Origin of the sequence: Mycobacterium branderi, assembly GCF_010728725.1 — a bacterium.
Classification (GTDB): Bacteria; Actinomycetota; Actinomycetes; order Mycobacteriales; family Mycobacteriaceae; genus Mycobacterium; species Mycobacterium branderi.
Genome location: NZ_AP022606.1, coordinates 1474122 through 1491957 on the forward strand (window position 1 = coordinate 1474122; position 17836 = coordinate 1491957).

Consider the following 17836-nt stretch of genomic DNA (forward strand, 5'->3'; position numbering starts at 1 on the left):
CAGATCAGTTCTGCCGATCGGTCAGCTCGGCGACGAAGCGATCAATGAAGCCGTCCAATGGCTGGGCACCGGCGGGCCGAATGACGAATTTCGTCAGACCCGCCTCCAGGTAGGCGTCTAGTTGGCGATGCAGCTGATCCCAGTCCGCGGCGATCAGCTCGGCCGGATCCAGATCTGGACGACGGCGCCGGACCGCCGCGACCGACTCCGCCGGCAGCTCACCGTCCGCGACAGCCAACGAGATCCCGAAGTGATCCGGCTCGATGCGCCGGTCTGCTTGCGCCGCGGCATGTTCGATCGCTTCGCGCCCGGCCCGGGCTTCGGCCGGCGTAAGGAAACTACCCAGCCAGCCGTCGCCGAGCGCACCGATGCGCCGAAAGGCCGCGGGCGCGGAACCACCCAGCCAAATGTCCAGCGGAGGGACCGGCCGCGGCGTGATCGTCGCATCGCTGACAGTGAAGTACCGGCCGGTGTGGCTGACCGAGCCTTCTACCAACGCCGACCGGAGCAACTGCAGTGACTCGTCGAACACCGCAGCGCGCTCACCGTTTGGGACGACGAACAACTCACGCTCGGCCGGGATCGCCGAGCGTAATCCGAAGACCGGCAGCACCCGCTTGGGCGCGAGGGCCGCCAGTGACGCCAATTGTTTGGCGACCAACACGGGATGCCGCCCGGGAAGCACCACGACTGAAGTGCCCACCTTCAATCGGGTGGTTCGCGCCAGTGCGTAGGCCATGCCCACCATCGGATCCACCGCAGGCATGTAAACCAACTCGGAAAACCACAGCGAGTCGACCCCGCTGTACTCGAGGTGATCGATGATGTCGGCGAGCTGTTCTGGAGCGGTATTCACTCCCAGGCTGACTCCGAAGCGAATCTTCACCCGCGTCTCCCTGTCGTCTTGATGCGTGTAAATAGCGCAACGCGGCGACCAACGATTTCAGTTCGCACTGATGTGTTTCTGCTACCCGGACGTGGCCAACGCTCACTATTGTTCCGCTAGCTTTACGACCGCGGTTTACGTTGGGCAGGCGAATGGGACATGCTGACCGAATGGACCAATACCGTCGCGGTGAGCTGATATTCGATGTCCGTGATGCCGGACCGGCCGACGGGCCGGTCGTGGTCTTGTTGCACGGCTTCCCGCAGCGCAATGACAGTTGGGAGGCCGTCATCGACCGGCTGACCGCTGCGGGTTACCGCTGCCTGGCCCCCAACCAACGGGGCTATTCACCGGGCGCCCGGCCGCCCCGCCGCCGCGACTACCGCATCCCCGAGTTGGTCGGCGACCTGCGCGCACTGATCGATACCAGCGGTGCGCAGCGCGTGCATCTCGTCGGACATGACTGGGGCGCCGCGGTCGCGTGGGCCGCCGCAGCCGAAATGCCCGACCGGCTGGCAACCGTGTCGCCGATATCGGTGCCGCATCCCGCCGCATTCATCAAATCGTTCACCAACAGCCGTCAGGGCCTGGCGTCTTGGTACATGTTTTTCTTTCAGTTGCCGCGCATACCGGAATGGCTGCTCATGCGGCGTAACGGCGCTATCGTCACCGAGTTGCTGCGGCGCAGCGGCCAAACACCGGCCGCGGCCGAACGAGATGCACGGGCGATGACCGAATCCGGTGCCCTGACCGCAGCGATCAACTGGTATCGCGCGATGCCACTGTCCAGTCCGCGCGGAATCGGCCAAAAGGTTTCCGTACCAACGCTGTACGTGTGGAGCGACCAAGACACCGCGTTGCTGCCCAAAGCGGCTCACGACACCGCTCGATATGTCAGCGGCGAATACCGGTTCGAGATCCTGCCCGGGGTCTCGCATTGGATACCCGACGAACAACCCGACAAGCTCGCCGAGCTGCTGCTGGACTGGTTTGCTGCTCACCCGACCGTCTGAGCAGCTACCAACGCGTTACTGTGCTGTGGTCGGCCTCCGAACAAGCCGACAGAACGGTTGAGCACAGTCATGACCGCAGCAGCAGAGGCGTCGCCGATCGAATCGCGGGTCGGCCACTACTACCAGATGGACTACCCCTACCTGGTGGGCCGCGAGAAAGTCCGCGAATACGCGCGCGCAGTCCAGGACTATCACCCCGCACACTGGGATGTCGCCGCCGCCGCTGAACTGGGTTATTCGGGTTTGGTAGCGCCGCTGACCTTCACGTCAACGCCGGCCATGGCGTGCAACCGGCGCATGTTCGAATCGGTGGTCATCGGTTACGACACCTACATGCAGACCGAGGAAGTCTTCGAGCAGCACCGCCCCATCGTGGCCGGCGACGAACTGCAGATCGACGTCGAACTGTCATCGGTGCGCCGGATCGCCGGCCGAGACCTGATCACCGTGACCAACACGTTCACCGACACTGCCGGCGAGCGGGTGCACACCCTGCACACCACCGTCGTCGGCCTCACCGCCGAGGACGTCGACCCGGCAATCAAGACGGCCGCGCAGAAGGCGATGATGCACGACGTCGACATCGCCGCAATCGGCGAAAACGATGCGGCCTACGAGAAGACGGTGCGTCCGGAAGGCGAGATCCGGATCGCCGACGGGGGCTTGACCCGAACGCCGGGAACGCCGTCCTTCGACGACGTGAAGGTCGGCGACGAGTTACCGGTGCACCACACCCGGCTGTCCCGCGGCGACCTGGTGAACTACGCCGGCGTGGCCGGCGACGCCAACCCGATTCACTGGGACGAGGGCATTGCCAAGCTCGCCGGGCTACCCGACGTGATCGCGCACGGGATGCTGACGATGGGTTTGGGTTCCGGCTTTGTTTCCGCATGGTCGGGCGACCCCGGTGCGGTAACCCGCTACGCGGTGCGGTTGTCCGCGCCCGCGATCGTGTCGGCCGCCGAAGGTGCAGACATCGAGTTCAGCGGCCGGATCAAGTCACTGGACCCGGATACCCGCTCCGGTGTCGTCATCGTCGGTGCGAAGTCCGCCGGCCGGAAGATCTTCGGCCTGGCGACGGTGAACATCCGCTTCCGTTGACCCCGCGGTTTGGTGTCCAATCCTGCGGAACGCTAATTTCCTGACGTGATGTCCTCAGCTGCTAGCGCAGTCGCGCGGTGGATTGCCCCTTTCCTGACGGTTACGGCCGTCCTCGTTGCGCACTCGGTGCAGGCCCCGTCGATCCGGCTGGCCAGCAATGACAACCCGCTGGCCGGCAAGTCCTTCTATGTCGATCCCGCGTCGAAGGCCATGCGGGCGGCGCAAGGCGCCAATCCGCCGAGTGCGGAGCTGACCGCCATCGCGAACACGCCGCACGCCTACTGGATGGACCAGGCGTCTAATCCCGCCGTCGACGCGAAGTACATCGCGGCGGCGCAGGCTGCCGGCGCCGTGCCGATTCTGGCCCTCTATGGGATTCCGCATCGTGACTGCGGAAGCTTCGCTTCGGGCGGATTCGGCTCGGCGGCTGCCTATCGAGGGTGGATCGACGGCGTCGCGACGGCCATCGGCAGTGGGCCCGCCGCCGTCATCCTCGAACCCGATGCGTTGGCCATGGCCGACTGCTTGCCAGCCGACCAGCGTCAGGAGCGCTTCGAGCTGATCCGGTATGCCGTTGACACACTGACCCGCAACCCGGCCGCGGCCGTCTACGTCGACGCCGGACACTCGCGCTGGATCAACGCCGACGAGATGGCCGCCCGGCTCAACCAGGTCGGCGTGGCCAAGGCGCGGGGTTTCAGCCTCAACACCGCGAACTTCTTCACCACCGACGAGGAAATCGGTTACGGCGAAACGATTTCGGGGCTGACGAACGGATCGAACTACGTGATCGACACCTCGCGTAACGGCGCGGGGCCTGCCGGCGGCGACATGTATTGGTGTAACCCGACCGGCCGTGCCCTCGGGACCCCACCCACCACGGCGACGGCGGGTGCACACGCCGACGCCTACCTGTGGATCAAACGTCCGGGTGAATCCGACGGCTCATGCGGCCGCGGGGAACCTCAGGCTGGCACGTTCGTCAGCCAGTACGCGATCGATCTCGCCCGCAACGCCGGCCACTAGATCACAGCGCGGCGGCGAGCCTCCACAGCGCGTCGCGGTCGACGGAGTCGGAGCGGTCTAGCGGGCTGATCACGATGTCGGTGGCACCCGCATCCCGATACCGGCGCAGCTGATGCGCAATAGCTCCCTCGGTCCCGATCGCGGCAAGGTCGACCACACTGGCGATGCCTTCGCGGGCAATCACGTTGCGGTACGACGGGATGGTCTCGTAGAAGCTCAACTGTTGCGCGGCAATGGTTCTTGCGCCCTCTAGGTCCTCCGACAATAACGTCGGCACCGCGGCGATGACGCGCGGCGCCGGGCGCCCCGCCTCGGCCGCAGCCTGCGTGATCGTCGGCACGATGAATTCCTCGAGAGTCCGGGGCCCCGCCAGATAGGGCAAGGTCCCGTCGGCCAGTTCTCCGGTGACTTGCAACGCCTTTGGGCCCATCGCTGCCACATACACCGGGATGGGAGTGCCGCCGGCGACCTGGACAGGCCAGCGAGGACTAGCGCTGAGCTCACTTCCGTGGAAGTCGACGCCGGCGGTGTCGAACACCGACCGCAGGATGGTCAGATGCTCGCGTAAGCGCGTGACCGTGTTGGGCCACGGAGCACCGAAGGTCTGGCGTTCGATCTCGCGGGCACCCAGCCCGAGCCCTAGGCTGAAGTTGCCATGCGCCGCTGCCTGCGCCGTCTGCGCCAACGACGCGACGATCAGCGGGTGGCGGGGGTTGATCGGCACCACCGAGGTGCCCACACCCAACCCCGGCACGGCAGCTCCGACGAGCGCAGCGAGCGCGATCGCGTCGTAGTTCTGCTGCTGGGCCAACCACACCTGGGCGACGCCGAGCTGGTGGGCCTGTTTGGCTTGAGCGATCACGTCATCGACGAGATTGGGAGCATCAGGGCGGGCGAAGAGGATGATTCCGGTCGGCATAAGCGCCATCAACGCACGCAATCAGTCGGTCATTCCTGGCGAATCGCGGTGATCGAAAGTCCGTCCCGACTGCGACTGGCACAGCCGCGCCGCCCGGCGATGTTGACAATGCTCACAGCACCACTAATGTGAGCAGCGTATACATTCGAGCCTGCGGAGGGGAGAGCATGTACGCGATCGCGCTCAACGGATCTGGTGGCCCCGAGGTGATGGCTTGGTCGCAGGTGGACGACTTGCCCGCGCCGGGCCCGGGCGAAGTTGCTATCGATGTGGCGGCGGCAGGGGTCAACCGTGCCGATGTGATGCAACGCCAAGGGCTTTACCCGCCACCGCCCGGTGCCAGCGACATCCTCGGCCTTGAGGTCTCCGGTGTCGTCGCCGACGTCGGTGCCGACGTAGAAGATTGGCGGCCCGGTTATGCGGTGTGCGCCCTGTTGTCCGGCGGTGGTTATGCCGAACGGGTGAACGTGGCGGCCACTCAGGTGCTGCCGGTGCCCGACGGTGTGAGCCTGACCGCGGCGGCGGCACTGCCGGAGGCCGCGGCCACCGTGTGGTCGAACCTGGTGATGACCGCGGGTCTGCGCAGCGGACAGGTGGCCCTCATTCACGGCGGCGGCAGCGGGATCGGCACGCACGCCATCCAAGTGGGCCGTGCCCTTGGTGCCCACGTCGCGGTCACCGCGGGATCGCAGTACAAATTAGACCGCTGTAGAGAACTCGGGGCGCAGACGTTAATCAACTACCACGACCAGGATTTCGCGAAGCTCGTGACCGACGAGCTCGGTGGCGCCAACGCCATCCTCGACATCATGGGTGGCAGCTATCTGCAACGCAACGTCGAGGCGCTGGCCGAGGACGGGCACCTGACGATCATCGCGTTGCAGGGCGGGGCCACCGCGGAGCTGAACCTTGGCCTGCTTCTGTTCAAGCGGGGCTCGGTACACGTGAGCAACCTGCGCCGCCGGCCCCAGGAAGGTCCGGGGTCGAAGGCGGAGGTCATTTCCGCAGTGCGGCAAGGCTTGTGGCCGCTGATCGCCGACGGCGCCGTCGCACCGGTGGTTTGCGCCGAAGTGCCGATCACAAATGCCGGCGAGGCACACACGTTGCTGGACTCGCCGAAGACGGTCGGCAAGGTGGTGCTGACGGTGGGCCGGCCCTAGCGGTGGGACGCGCGGCGTGCTCTACGCTTCGGCGCGGCGGCGTTAACCGGTGTCTGCAGCATCGCGCGCACCGCTGTTCGGACCCTGTTGGAGACTGCCCGCTTGGAGGAGGCGTCCAGCTTGCCGTCGAGGTGTAAAAAAGCCAGGCCGTGGACCAGAGCCCACGACGCTGTCGACATCGCGTCGGCATCGGCAGCTGGAAACGCTTGTCCTACAATCGATTTAAGGTACTCGTGGATTGCCTCCACCGCCGCTGCCCGGTCGGGCGCGTTGGGGTCGCAAGGCTCACCGAACATGACCTGGAAAAGCCCCGGCCGCGTCAGCGCGAACTGCACGTAGGCCACCGCGATGTCGGCGAAGTCGTCGGCCGAACTCGGCGCGGGATGCGCCTTGACCAACGCTTCGCCCAGTTCGCGGTAACCCACGGCGGCCACGGCCGACAACAGCTCGTCGCGCCCGGCGAAATGACGATAGGGCGCAGAGGGTGACACTCCGGCGCGGCGCGCCACCTCGCGCAACGACAGCTCTGCCGCCCCGCTTTCCTCGAGAAGGTCAATGGCGGCGCGCACCAGCGCAGCTGGGAGATCGCCATGGTGATAGCTGGAAGACGCGGGCATGTCTGAACCTACCGAGTGTGGACAATGCTTACATTGCCATGATGTTAGCACTGCTCATTAAATGGCGGCCACTGTTGACGACGCCACTATCGATCGCTAATGTGAGCGGTGTACACATTGCCGGCAGTTACCGTCTGAGGTAAGTACGGCCGGCATGTACACCGGGAGGAATCGCGTCATGACAAAGGTTTTGATGGTGGTCTCAGCGGCCGACCGTTGGACACTCAACGACGGCACCGTGCACCCCTCAGGGTATTGGGCCGAAGAGGTGGCCATGCCCTACCACATCTTCTCGGAGGCCGGCTGGGACATCACCGTCGCCACCCCCGGTGGCAAGGCTCCCACGCTGGATCAACTAAGCCTCGGGATCTCCGGCGGAATGCCGTGGACGCGCCGCAAAGTCCAGCGCTACTTGGACCGCATCTCCGATGTGCTCGACCATCCCGTATCGCTGGACACAGTCGATCCGGACGACTTCGACCTGATCTTCTACCCCGGCGGACATGGCCCGATGGAGGATCTCGCCTACGACAAGACTTCTGGTGCGTTGCTAGCAAAACGCTTGGCCTCCGGCCGGCCGCTGGCTCTGCTGTGTCACGCGCCTGCGGCGATTCTGGCGGCAACTGGAGCCGATGGCACATCGCCGTTCGCCGGCCGGAAGATGACGGGGTTGTCCAACCGTGAGGAGTTGCTCAATCGGTTCGCCAAGAAGGCACCGTGGCTGCTGGAGGACAAGCTGAAGCAAGCCGGCGTGGACTACTCGAAAGGTTTCCCGTTGCGCCCTCACGTGGTGGTCGACGGAAACCTCTACACCGGGCAGAATCCGCAATCTTCGGAGAAACTCGCGCGCCGCCTGGTGGCCGACATCGCCGCCGCCGCCGCGTGACGACCGACACTGACTCGCGGTGTTGACAGTGCTCACATTGCCTGGCTAGCCTTATGTGAGCAGTGCATACATAGCGAGTAAGGGGCCACCACGTGTCGTCGAGCCAGCAGGACACGGTAACGGTCGAGTTGGGCGGATACGTGGTCGCGGTTCCGAAAGGCGGCTTGTACGACAGATATCGGATGCAGACCGATCTCGACGAAGTGGCTCGCGATCCACGGGTCTCCAGCGTCGACTTCTTCCGGAAGCTGTCCAAGACCAGGGTCGACTCACCGATCGGCCCGACGTTCACCCCGAACTTCTACTACCGCATGTCCTCGGCGCGGTTGACGATGCTGGCCCGCTCGGGCGCGATCCGTGCCCGCCTGCCCAAGGAATTGGCCCCCCTGGAGGTCGCGCCGGGGTTGGGGCTGATTTCGGCCATGTTCTTCCGCTATGACATGTGCGACATCGACTTCTACACCGAGGCCGCTGTCGGGGCAGCAGTGCGGCCGGCACGCCACGGCGGTCCCGGCTTCTTCGACCTCGTCGCCGGCCTCGGCAACGACCACCTGCATTCCTACGTGTTCTCGCTGCCGGTGAACACCGAGATCGCTCAGGTGCGCGGCCACGACGGCTACGGCTTCCCTAAATGGGTCACCGAGATCGACGTCGACATCGACGGCGACGGCATCACCGCGCGGGTGGTCAACGACACCGTCGGCACCGATCTGGCGCTGTCGGCGCCCACGCCGGCCCAGACGCGTTACCCCACTGGTGAGCGGGTGTCGTCGTTGACGTCGTATACGGCGATCAACGGTGCCTGGCATTCCACGTTCAGCCAGACCAATGTGCTGGCGGCCGGAACGGTGCGCTTCCCGCGCAATATCGACCTGCAGACCGGGACCGGGCAGATGTCTGACGACCTACGTTCACTGAAGCCGCTCAGGGTGATGCAACTCGACGTCATTACTGAGGGCCAGCTGGCTCTGCACATGCCAGTGCCCACCTCGATGCCGAACATGCAGTCGCACTCCCGAGCGCTTAAGTGAATCTCTGACCACGGCACACAATCCGAGACAGGACATTCGATGAACAGCTACGCACTGAAAGACGCCAGCGCCAAATTGATGAATCGCGCGCACCGGTTGATCCTCACGGTCAGCGGGAACAGGTTGTTGGCCAAGCCGTTTGGCATGCCTGTGGTGGAGCTCCACACGACCGGCCGCAAGTCGGGGCTGCCCCGGACTTGCTATCTGACCACCCCTGTTCGTGATTCGGATCGGGTGGTGCTCGTGGCGTCGAAGGGTGGCGACGATCGCAACCCCGACTGGTACCGGAATCTTCAGGCTCATCCCGACGCCGAGCTGGTGGTCGATGGAACCCGGCGAAAGGTTCACGCCCGCACCGCAAATGCGCAAGAGAGAGCCGAGCTGTGGCCGAAGATTGTTGCGGCGTACAAGGGATACGCGGATTACCAAACCCGGACCACCCGCGAGATACCTGTCGTGATCTGCGAGCTGCGGAGTTGAACTGCCGAATCGGGATAGCGTCCAGGTCGCACATCACTCGGGCTGAAACGGCGGCGCCAGATAGGCCGACACCGTCGCCTCCTCTGTGGCGGCGCAGCTCCTGTGACACAGTCGGCCGCGCCCGTCCGACCTTGACCGGATCCGGCGGAAGCCGAGCTGTGCCGATAGCATGAAGCGGTGTCGTTGCGCCTTACCGATGACACTCTCGTGCATCTGGCGCCAGGTATGTACCTCTGGTGCATGCTGCTCGAGTTTGCCTTCGACGGTCAGCCGTCGGATTCTCATTTGATCGAGGCGGTGCTGGGGCATCCCCGTTGGCGGGACGACTGCATGAGCCCGTGGACCGGACCGTGTGAAGTGCACGGCCCGTACCGACTGGAGACCGTTGCTGTCGAAGGATTTCGGCGGTGTACCGCCGCGGCAGCCTGGGAGGTCCTCATCAATTGGCCAGCGACGGACCTCAATCCGTGGGTCACCGAGTCACTGGTGTTGTCACAGGAGATCGTCGGGGCGTGGGTCGGGCCGCTAGTTGCTAACGCGGACAAAATCTTTCAGCTCACGGTCCCACGCGAGGGCAACGAGCATGAGGCGGGATGGGTGGTCGGGAAGCGCGGGTTTCATGAGTTCATCGCGATCGACCGTCACGACAGTACGCTCACGGTGATCATCGCAACCGACGACTGATGCGGATCGCTGCGATGCAGTGCGGGTTAGCCAGCGTGGCCACCATAGAAGAGATAGCCCTGATGGTGGCGGCCACGCTGGTCAGCCCCTGCGTGCGCGCTGCTGCGGCCGTCTTACACTATCCCGCGATCTCGTCACGCACGTTGAGGTGCGCCAGGTCGGCCGCTGCGCGCCCGGCAACCCAGCCCGCGCCATTCGAAACCGACACCGGGCGTTGCGTCATCGACGGGAACAAGCGGTTAGTGAGGTCGTCAGCGGCGCGGTTGCCGGCCGCCAGAACGGGCAGAAGCCGGGCGTCGTGCTCGGCTTCCGCTGTGACCGACGCGCGGGTCTCGTCCAGGCGCTCACCGATACGCGTCGCGTAGGCGACGAGAAACGACTGCCGAAACGATCGCGTCCGGCTCTGCCCGCGGCCGCTAACCTGGCGCCCCGCGCGCAGCATGGCCCGATTCGCCTGTACCAGCAGCGAAGTGGTGAGCAATTCAACCAGGTTGAGATCGGTTTCGGATCCAATGACGGTGACAAAGCCGAGGCGCTCCGCCCACACCACGCGGCACCGGTTTGCCTGGGCCACGGCTTGCACGAGCGTCGTCTTCGCCACGGCGTAGGGGTTCTCAATCCACATCCGTCGCGCCGCGGCCACGGGCACTTCACCACGTTCGTGGTGTACTACTGCCTCCTGCAGCGAATACCGGCTCATCAGCTCCTGCGCCTTCGCCGAGAGGATCTCCGCCTCTTCGGGAAATTCGGTGTCCTCAGCCTTGGCCAGCAGAGCGCGCACCCGACCCAGTGCCTTCTCGTCGACTGCGCTTACCGCGGCCGCTGTGTGTCGATGGGCGCCGGGCAATGGGAGAAGTGGTTCGAGGACCGGAAGGCTGCCAAGCAGCGTAAGCACTTTCAGAACGACGGTCAGGGCCTCAGGGCTGTTGACATTTGATCCCGCCGATCCCCGATCGACGGTGGCGGCAATCGCGGCGAGATCGGCGCGCCACCTGGGGTGCAACGTCGCGACCGCATAACGCCCGGACTCGCGGATGATCGCTTGGTCGAGGTATCCGACGGCGGCTGGCTCGAGCTTGCGACGAGTTATTTCATGAAGGTCAGACGGTGACCAGCCGTGTTCCCATGCAGCGCGGATGGCCTCGTTCATCGCGATGTCGGCCGCGACGTCGAGTTCGTGCGCCGCGGCGGAAAACTCCTCAAGCAGTTCCGCGGCGTGCTGTGCCACGCGATCGCAGCGACACGTCGCCGCCTCACTCAATGCGACCACAAGGTGACCGAGAAGCTGCGCCCGATCGGGCTCGCGATCGAACCGCACACGCTCGCGTTGGCCAGCCTCGCCGCGTCGGTTCTTCTGCTTGGCTGCTCGCTTCTCACGGTTGCGTCGGCTCATGTCCCACAGTCTTGCCGGAGGGTCCGACAGTTCGAGGCAGGCGCGCAATGGGTGTCATAGTCCTGTCGGTGCCCGCTGCCCGCTGGGATGCTTCGTCACGAGCGGAGCCGCGAGCAGGCGTAACCTGCTCTCAACGCGATCTGGAGGTGCACGGTGGCGGGATTGGCCGAATTTCCTCGCGACCTGGTGACGCTCGAAGAGTGGGACGCGCTCGAACTAGACGAAGCGCGTCGCTGGGAGCTCGTCGAGGGGGGCATCGTCATGACACCGCGACCGCGTCCGCTGCACCAAGTCACGTCGCGAAATCTTTCGCAGCTGATCCGGGCGGCACTGCCTGCTTCCCTCGTGGTATTGCAAGAGGTCGAGATCACCGTCGAGGCGCGGTTCCCACCCACAGTGCGCGATCCCGATCTGGTCGTGGTGAACCGCAGTGTGGTGGATCGCAATCCGGTGCGCGTCGACGCGTCGGACGTAGTGCTCGTCGTCGAGATCGTGTCACAGGGTTCGCGCCGCACGGACCGGGTGATGAAAGCCTACGAGTACGCCAAGGCCGGCATTGAGCATTACTGGATCGTCGATCTCGATGCCGAGCCCGACGAGCGTGTCCTTGCACACGTCCTCCGTGGCGGGACCTATCACCGGGTCGGGGCCCTCGCCGGTGACCGGGTGCGAACCGAAAAGCCAGTGGCACTGGACTTTTCGCTCGACGAGCTGACTCGGCCCTGAGTTAAAGCGCGGCGGCGCGCTCAAAACGCGTGCTTTGCAGATTGATTGACAGCGGCGGCGGCCAGTGGTGCGGCGGCTTCTGCTGTAGGTTCTGCGAACTCCCGGCGGATGACGCCCTCGTGATCACCGATGATGCGGGATTCTCAGGAAAATGGCGGATGCGGTTTTCTCATTTTCGTGGCGAATCCTAAAACCTACTGTCGCGCAGAAAACGGAGCGTAGCCACGTCGCGATGCGCCGTTGAACCGAGCCAGTGCGGAGTGCTACGACACCGGCGGATCGCCGTCCAGCGGTGGGAGTGGAACATCTCCAGGTGGTGGTGAAACTGTGAGACAACGTCTGATTTCCGCGCGCCTCAACACCAGTGGGCTGTTCTGGGTCATCGTCCGTCCTTGAGGGTGAGGCCGGGCTGAACGCGCGCAGCGAGTGCCGCTGCTCCGCGTTGATATGCGGGACCGAGGAGTCGGACGAGGATGTCGAGGGCGTAGGCGTCCGTACCGATAAGGACCCGAGGGCGCCTACGCCTGACCCCACGGAGGATGATCTGGGCCGCTCGGTCGGAGGAGATGCGGGCGAGCTTGTCGTCGTAGAGTGCTGCCACGGCAGCGGCGTCCTCGCCTGCGGCAACGCTGCTGTTGCGCGCGATTGCGGTTTTGACGCTGCTGGGGTGCACACAGGTCACCTGGACCGGATGTCCAGCAGCGAGCATCTCCTGGCGCAGTGATTCGGTGAGTCCGCGGACCGCGAACTTCGAAGCGCTGTAAGCGCTCTGACCGGCCATTCCGAGAAGACCGAAGAGACTGGAGACGTTGATGATGTGGCCGTCCCCGGATTCGATGAGGTAGGGCAGGAATGCCTTGGTGAGATTGACGACACCGCCGTAGTTGATGTCCATCACTCGGCGGATCTGGGACAGATCGGAGTGTTCGAGGTCGCCGTGGTGCTCGACGCCCGCGTTGTTGTAGAGCTGATGCACCGCGCCGAAGCGGGCATGGAGTTCCTCGGCGTAGGTGACCGCGCCGAGGTCGTCGGTGACATCGAGACGGTGGCTGGTGACCGAGCCGCCCGCGGCCCGGATGAGGTCTGCGGTCTCGGCAAGTCCGGCCTCGTCGACGTCGGTGATCGCGACCGTGGCGCCTTCCTTGGCCAGATTTGTGGCGAGCGCGCGACCGATGCCGGAGCCGGCACCGGTCACGACGGTGACCTTGCCGGCGAAGGTCGCAGGCGAGGCAGAGAACCGGCGGTTCAGCGAGCCTCGACGCAGGAGAGGCGAAGCTGGGACCGCCGCATGAACCCGGCGGTTCATCGGGGCTCCTTGATGACGGGCACAGTGCGGTCGACGGCGTAGGCATGGACAGCGGTGAGCGTTTCGGACTGCTCGTCGACGATGGCCTTCAGTTCGGGTCTGGCCAGGAGGTCGTTGACGTCATCGCGGCTCGGCAACCCGAAGACGATGGCGCCGTCGTGGCGGTGACCGGGTGGATAGGTGTGGGACAGGCCGGGCGTGCGGTGAGCGATCCCGGTGAGGGGAAGGAAACTGTAGGAGCGAACGTCGAGCGCGCCGACGTCATGCAGAGTCTGGCCGAAACGTCGGTGGACGAAGGCGCGGAACTTGCGTAGCGGGACACCGCGCCGGCGGCGTAGCAACAACACGGTGCGATGGGCGACCGCGGGCTCATGGTGGTTGGTCCACCGGGTGCCGCCGCCGGGGCCGCAGATGTGGCCGAGAACGTTGTCGAAGACGTTCTGCTCGTCGTGGAAGATCGTGCCGAGCATTCCGTAGGCAGCACGGGCCATCTCGGCGTAGTTGCGCAGTCGCACTTCGGTCACGCCGTCCCAGCGAAACAGGTCAGTGGGGTGTGTTCCGACGGTCGGTGTGGCGGGCCAGTAGCCGTGATCGGTCGCCGAGAAGTGGTACTGGTTGTACTCGCAGATGTGCCCGCCGCGCTTGACCAGTTCGGCGTGCGGCGTTGTCCAGTAGTCATCGGCGACCTCTCGCGGAAGGTCGGCCCGGAACCGGACCGGATAAATCCCAGAGAGGGTCTTGGTGGGGGTGATCGACGGTGTCGGGGTCATGGCGTGTCCTTGTCGGGCGGATGACTGCGTGCAGACAGAGCGGTGAGGCTCGCTTGGCTCATGGTGTCGACTCGAGCCGCGAGGTCCTCCCATAGCCAGATTTTCTGATGAAATCATCACAAGGTGTGGGCACGCATGTCAAGACTTTCTGATAACTTTATTCAAGATCGAGGCGGACGGAGAGACCCGAACCATGACCACCGAAGTCTCCACACAGTCCACGCGCCGGCCTGACCCGCGCAAAGCACGTACTCGTGCGGCCTTGATTGCCGCCGGTCGCCGGCTCCTGGCCGATGGGCGCACCGCGGTGAGCGTCCAAGAGATCACCAATGAGGCCGGCGTGGGTTTCGGCAGCTTCTACAACCACTTCGACAGCAAGGAGGAACTCTTCGCCGAGGCGGTCGCCAGCACCCTCGACGACTGGGGCCAGATGCGCGATCTCCTTGTTGAAGGCATCCACGACCCTGCAGAAGTGTTCGCGACCAGCTTCCGGATGCTTGGCCGCATGCAACGAGAACTTCCTGAGCTCGTTCGGGTGGTGCTCAACCAAGGCATGTCCGTGTTGCTGACCGATCGTGGACTGCGGCCACGTGCGTTGGTCGACCTGCAACGGGGTATTGAGACCGGACGGTTCAGTGTTCCCGACGCCGACATGGCGTTGATGATGTCGGGTGGGGCTCTGCTCGGACTCATGCAACTCCTTGACGCCGATGCCGACCTCGACAGTGCGCAGGTGTCCGACGACTACGCACGACACGTGCTTCTCATGCTCGGCCTCGATGCTGGGGAGGCTGACCGGCTGGTGGCGCTTCCGCTCCCGCTGCTCCCCATTCCCGAGTGAGTTGATCCGACTGTGTCAGGACAGCCCAGCGTTGATCGCCCTACGCGTTCAGGGCATCGCGAAAGCCCCTACAAGTCGTCCGTGCCGAGATGCAGCGAAGATTGACAAGACACGCCCTATCCCACACCGTTCCCTCTGGAAGTTCGTTCAATTGCAGTCGCCGATGACACCCGAATACGTGGGCAAAGGTTCGACGTGAATCGCAGACGACTTTCGCGGCGATCCGTCCGTGCAATAACTAAATCGCACCCGATAGACGGAGGCGCTGGATTCCAGCCGCGTCGTAGCCGGCCAGTGCCCCGAGTAACTCCTCCGTATGCTGCCCAACCTGCGGCGCCGCCGGCGGTGCAAACCGTTCGTCGGGCTTGGTCTTGATGCACGTTCCCACCAACCGCTGCGGCGCCCCATCCGGCCGAGGCTGTTCGTAGACGAGTCCACGATCCTTGACATGGTCGTCGTCGAACAGGTCCGCCCCCAAAAATGCTGGTGCCCCTGCAATATCGGTTGCGATGAAAAAGTCCATCCACTCTCTGCGTGTGCGGCTCTCGAAGATTGCGGTCAACTCTCTGCGCAGCCGGACCTCTGTTTCGGCATCTGTTCCCGGCTGTTGGCGCCCTGGTTCGTAGAGGTCCATCCTGTCGACTGACTCGCAGAATCTCAGCCAGAACTTGTCCTCTAAAGCGTTGAACACCACAAAATTTTGATCCCGTGTTCGGTAGTACTGGTAGCGAAGCGATGCGCGGATTCCCTCACCGGAGGAGGGTTGACCGTTCGCCAACGCCGCGAGGTGCTGAAAATTCCAGTTGATCGCCGCGTCAACCTGCGCCACTTCGATGTATTGCGGCTCGCCGTCGCGTCCGGCGGCGTGCAGCGCGGCCAGTACGCCCATGGCTGCGTACAGCGGCCCCGCCAGAACACCCGTGGTCCCGCTGGCCGCCCCCGAAAGCCGTGGCGTGCCATCCGCGTCGATTATCGGCGGACTCAAGCCGGCGAAACAGTCGAAGGACAGCCCGTGGGTAGCCAGGCGGGTGTAGGGGCCGTAGCTGCCCATCCCATTGAGCACGCAGTACACAATCGTCGGGTTTACTGCGACGACGTCGTCATAGCTGAAACCGAGGCGATGCGCGGCTCCATAACGGAGACCGTCGATCACCACCCCCGACGTCGCCGCCAGGCGGCGAAAAGCCTCTTGACCCTCAGCTGTTTTCAGGTTTAGCGCGACGCTCTTCTTGCCCCGATTCCAATGCGAGTCCTGCAGTTCGCCACCGGACACCGCCGAACCGCGGAAACCGCCGCCGCCGGGCGGCTCGACCTTGATCACCTCTGCGCCCAGGTCGGCCAGATGCCCGCCCAGTGCATCCGTGGAGAACAGTGACACCTCGAGGACTCGGACATCCCTGAGAAGTTCCACAATGCGCCCTTTCCAGCCCGAACACCGCACGCAAGCGGGTGCGCTACATCATGGTGATTGATTTCAGCTCGGTGTATTCCTCGAAGCCCCAACGCCCTTGCTCTCGGCCGAGTCCGCTTTGCTTGAAGCCGCCGAATGGCCCGCCGCCGTTGAACATGCCGCGCGCCGGCAGCGACCAGCCGGGGCCCTGCCCGCGACCGGGGTTGGTTCCCAGATCGACACCGGGTGCAACGGTCTGCACCATGATGGTGCCCGTTCTGACCCGCCTTGCGACGTTGAAACCCTTTGCGGCGTTACGGGTCATCACCAGACCCGCCAGACCGTAGATGGAGTCGTTCGCGATGCGGATGGCTTCGTCTTCGGACCGATAGGTGATCACCGCCAGCACGGGCCCGAACACCTCGTCCTGGCACAGCCGCATATCGTTGCGGCAGTCGACGAACGCCGTAGGTTCGTAATAGAAGCCGCGCTCGAGATGCTCGGGACGTTTGCCGCCGACCACCAGCCGCGCGCCTTCCTGTTTGCCCGACTCGACGAAGGTCTCCACTCGTTGACGTTGCTGCTCCCTGATCAGCGGGCCGACGACAGTGGCGGGATCACGCGGGTCCCCCACCGTGATCATGGGGGCCATAGCTTTGAGTCCCTCGACATACGCGTCGAGCAGGTGCTCGGGCAACAGCAGTCGCGACGTGACGGTGCATGCTTGTCCGGCGTGCATCAGCACCTGTCCGAATCCTATTCCCGCAACGTCGCTTTCGGTGACGTCGTCGAGGACGATGTGCGCGCTCTTGCCGCCCAGTTCGAGTTGAGCGCGTTTCATCGTTGCCGCCGAGACTTCGCGGATGCGCCGGCCGGTCGCCGTCGAACCGGTGAACCCGATCATATCGACGCCGGGGTGGGTACACAGCTCCTCGCCGACGCCCGCACCTCCCACGACGACGTTGAACACCCCGGGCGGCAGGCCCGCTTCCTCACCGACCTTGGCCAGCTCCAAGGCATTCATCGGGGTCCACGGATGGGGCTTGAGTACCACGGCGCAGCCAACAGCCAAGGCGGCCAGACACTTTTGAATGTTGATCGAGAAAGGGAAGTTGAACGGCGTAATGACGCCGACCACTCCGACCGGTTCGCGCACCACCGTCACCCCGCCCAGACCGGTCGGCGACACGACGGGCCCGCCCGGCGTCTCGACCCACGTCACATCGTGCTCGACGAACTCGCCGTAGTAGTGGGCCGCCTCGATTGCACCCCCGACCTGAACCAGGTCGGTGAGGAAGCCGGTCGAGCCGATCTCGGCGACGATCAGCTCGCGAAGTTCCGCTCTGCGCGCGTCGAGGATCTCAGCAAACCGCTTGATGATCTTTGCCCGTTCCCGCACGGACATCCATGGCCACGGCCCCTCGTCGAAGGCGCGCCTGGCGGCCTCGATCGCCATAGCCGCCTGCTTTGGCCCACCGTCGACGACCCGCCCGATCAGCTCCTCGGTGGCCGGATCGATGACATCGATGGTGCCGACGGCGTTTTCGCTCGACCACTGGCCGTCGATGAAGTTCTGGTATTCACGCATCATGCGACTCCGTCGGCCG

At 64.6% G+C, this 17836-nt stretch carries 18 protein-coding genes; 10 read left to right on the forward strand and 8 right to left on the reverse strand.

What is annotated here, in order from left to right; all coding sequences use genetic code 11:
- Nucleotides 1–4: 4 nt before the first annotated feature.
- Nucleotides 5–886: a TIGR03854 family LLM class F420-dependent oxidoreductase gene (locus G6N47_RS07635; protein WP_083132277.1), complete on the reverse strand. Its 882-nt coding sequence runs from the start codon at nucleotides 884–886 to the stop codon at nucleotides 5–7.
- A 170-nt stretch (nucleotides 887–1056) separates the two neighbouring features.
- Here G6N47_RS07635 and G6N47_RS07640 point away from each other — a divergent pair, with 170 nt between their 5' ends.
- From G6N47_RS07640 to G6N47_RS07650, 3 genes are all read left to right on the forward strand, one after another.
- Nucleotides 1057–1899: an alpha/beta fold hydrolase gene (locus tag G6N47_RS07640; RefSeq protein ID WP_083132276.1), complete on the forward strand. Its 843-nt coding sequence runs from the start codon at nucleotides 1057–1059 to the stop codon at nucleotides 1897–1899.
- Between the two features lie 69 nt (nucleotides 1900–1968).
- Nucleotides 1969–3000, forward strand: a complete 1032-nt coding sequence (locus tag G6N47_RS07645) for a fused (3R)-hydroxyacyl-ACP dehydratase subunits HadA/HadB (protein ID WP_083132275.1) — start codon at nucleotides 1969–1971, stop codon at nucleotides 2998–3000.
- 45 nt (nucleotides 3001–3045) lie between these two features.
- Nucleotides 3046–4026, forward strand: a complete 981-nt coding sequence (locus tag G6N47_RS07650; protein WP_139799538.1) for a glycoside hydrolase family 6 protein — start codon at nucleotides 3046–3048, stop codon at nucleotides 4024–4026.
- Nucleotide 4027: 1 nt separating this feature from the next.
- On the opposite strand, the gene G6N47_RS07655 is transcribed toward G6N47_RS07650, so the two are convergent.
- Nucleotides 4028–4945 carry an LLM class F420-dependent oxidoreductase gene (locus G6N47_RS07655; RefSeq protein ID WP_083132273.1) on the reverse strand — a complete coding sequence of 306 codons (918 nt, stop codon included), beginning with the start codon at nucleotides 4943–4945 and terminating at the stop codon, nucleotides 4028–4030.
- Nucleotides 4946–5112: 167 nt separating this feature from the next.
- Between G6N47_RS07655 and G6N47_RS07660 the strand changes: the two genes are divergently transcribed.
- Nucleotides 5113–6105 carry an NAD(P)H-quinone oxidoreductase gene (locus G6N47_RS07660; RefSeq protein ID WP_083132272.1) on the forward strand — a complete coding sequence of 331 codons (993 nt, stop codon included), beginning with the start codon at nucleotides 5113–5115 and terminating at the stop codon, nucleotides 6103–6105.
- Here the strand turns inward: G6N47_RS07660 and G6N47_RS07665 are convergent.
- Nucleotides 6102–6722: a TetR/AcrR family transcriptional regulator gene (locus G6N47_RS07665; protein WP_083132271.1), complete on the reverse strand. Its 621-nt coding sequence runs from the start codon at nucleotides 6720–6722 to the stop codon at nucleotides 6102–6104. The genes G6N47_RS07660 and G6N47_RS07665 overlap by 4 nt on opposite strands.
- 178 nt (nucleotides 6723–6900) lie before the next feature.
- Between G6N47_RS07665 and G6N47_RS07670 the strand changes: the two genes are divergently transcribed.
- The 4 genes from G6N47_RS07670 (at nucleotide 6901) to G6N47_RS07685 (ending at nucleotide 9803) form a co-directional block, all read left to right on the forward strand.
- Nucleotides 6901–7608: a type 1 glutamine amidotransferase domain-containing protein gene (locus tag G6N47_RS07670; RefSeq protein WP_083132327.1), complete on the forward strand. Its 708-nt coding sequence runs from the start codon at nucleotides 6901–6903 to the stop codon at nucleotides 7606–7608.
- A gap of 92 nt (nucleotides 7609–7700) precedes the next feature.
- Nucleotides 7701–8639: an acetoacetate decarboxylase family protein gene (locus G6N47_RS07675; RefSeq protein WP_083132270.1), complete on the forward strand. Its 939-nt coding sequence runs from the start codon at nucleotides 7701–7703 to the stop codon at nucleotides 8637–8639.
- A gap of 39 nt (nucleotides 8640–8678) precedes the next feature.
- Nucleotides 8679–9119, forward strand: coding sequence for a nitroreductase family deazaflavin-dependent oxidoreductase (locus tag G6N47_RS07680; RefSeq protein WP_083132269.1), 441 nt, complete (start codon nucleotides 8679–8681; stop codon nucleotides 9117–9119).
- Nucleotides 9120–9296: 177 nt separating this feature from the next.
- Nucleotides 9297–9803, forward strand: coding sequence for a hypothetical protein (locus G6N47_RS07685; RefSeq protein ID WP_139799537.1), 507 nt, complete (start codon nucleotides 9297–9299; stop codon nucleotides 9801–9803).
- Nucleotides 9804–9921: 118 nt separating this feature from the next.
- Here the strand turns inward: G6N47_RS07685 and G6N47_RS07690 are convergent, their stop codons facing one another.
- A complete protein-coding gene (locus G6N47_RS07690; protein WP_083132267.1) occupies nucleotides 9922–11196 on the reverse strand; it encodes a DUF2786 domain-containing protein in 1275 nt (424 codons plus the stop codon).
- Between the two features lie 153 nt (nucleotides 11197–11349).
- Here G6N47_RS07690 and G6N47_RS07695 point away from each other — a divergent pair, with 153 nt between their 5' ends.
- Nucleotides 11350–11922 carry a Uma2 family endonuclease gene (locus G6N47_RS07695; protein ID WP_083132266.1) on the forward strand — a complete coding sequence of 191 codons (573 nt, stop codon included), beginning with the start codon at nucleotides 11350–11352 and terminating at the stop codon, nucleotides 11920–11922.
- Nucleotides 11923–12301: 379 nt separating this feature from the next.
- Here the strand turns inward: G6N47_RS07695 and G6N47_RS07700 are convergent, their stop codons facing one another.
- Together G6N47_RS07700 and G6N47_RS07705 are read right to left on the reverse strand one after the other, a co-directional pair.
- Nucleotides 12302–13117, reverse strand: a complete 816-nt coding sequence (locus G6N47_RS07700; protein ID WP_232080150.1) for an SDR family NAD(P)-dependent oxidoreductase — start codon at nucleotides 13115–13117, stop codon at nucleotides 12302–12304.
- Between the two features lie 107 nt (nucleotides 13118–13224).
- Nucleotides 13225–13998 carry a hypothetical protein gene (locus G6N47_RS07705; RefSeq protein WP_083132264.1) on the reverse strand — a complete coding sequence of 258 codons (774 nt, stop codon included), beginning with the start codon at nucleotides 13996–13998 and terminating at the stop codon, nucleotides 13225–13227.
- 193 nt (nucleotides 13999–14191) lie between these two features.
- Between G6N47_RS07705 and G6N47_RS07710 the strand changes: the two genes are divergently transcribed.
- On the forward strand, nucleotides 14192–14839 hold the full coding sequence (locus G6N47_RS07710; RefSeq protein ID WP_083132263.1) for a TetR/AcrR family transcriptional regulator: 648 nt from the start codon (nucleotides 14192–14194) through the stop codon (nucleotides 14837–14839).
- A gap of 238 nt (nucleotides 14840–15077) precedes the next feature.
- Here the strand turns inward: G6N47_RS07710 and G6N47_RS07715 are convergent, their stop codons facing one another.
- Both G6N47_RS07715 and G6N47_RS07720 read right to left on the reverse strand, forming a co-directional pair.
- Nucleotides 15078–16250 (reverse strand): CaiB/BaiF CoA transferase family protein, encoded by a 1173-nt coding sequence (locus tag G6N47_RS07715; protein WP_083132262.1) that lies wholly within the window; start codon nucleotides 16248–16250, stop codon nucleotides 15078–15080.
- A 43-nt stretch (nucleotides 16251–16293) separates the two neighbouring features.
- Nucleotides 16294–17817, reverse strand: coding sequence for an aldehyde dehydrogenase family protein (locus tag G6N47_RS07720; RefSeq protein ID WP_083132326.1), 1524 nt, complete (start codon nucleotides 17815–17817; stop codon nucleotides 16294–16296).
- Nucleotides 17818–17836 lie beyond the last annotated feature (19 nt).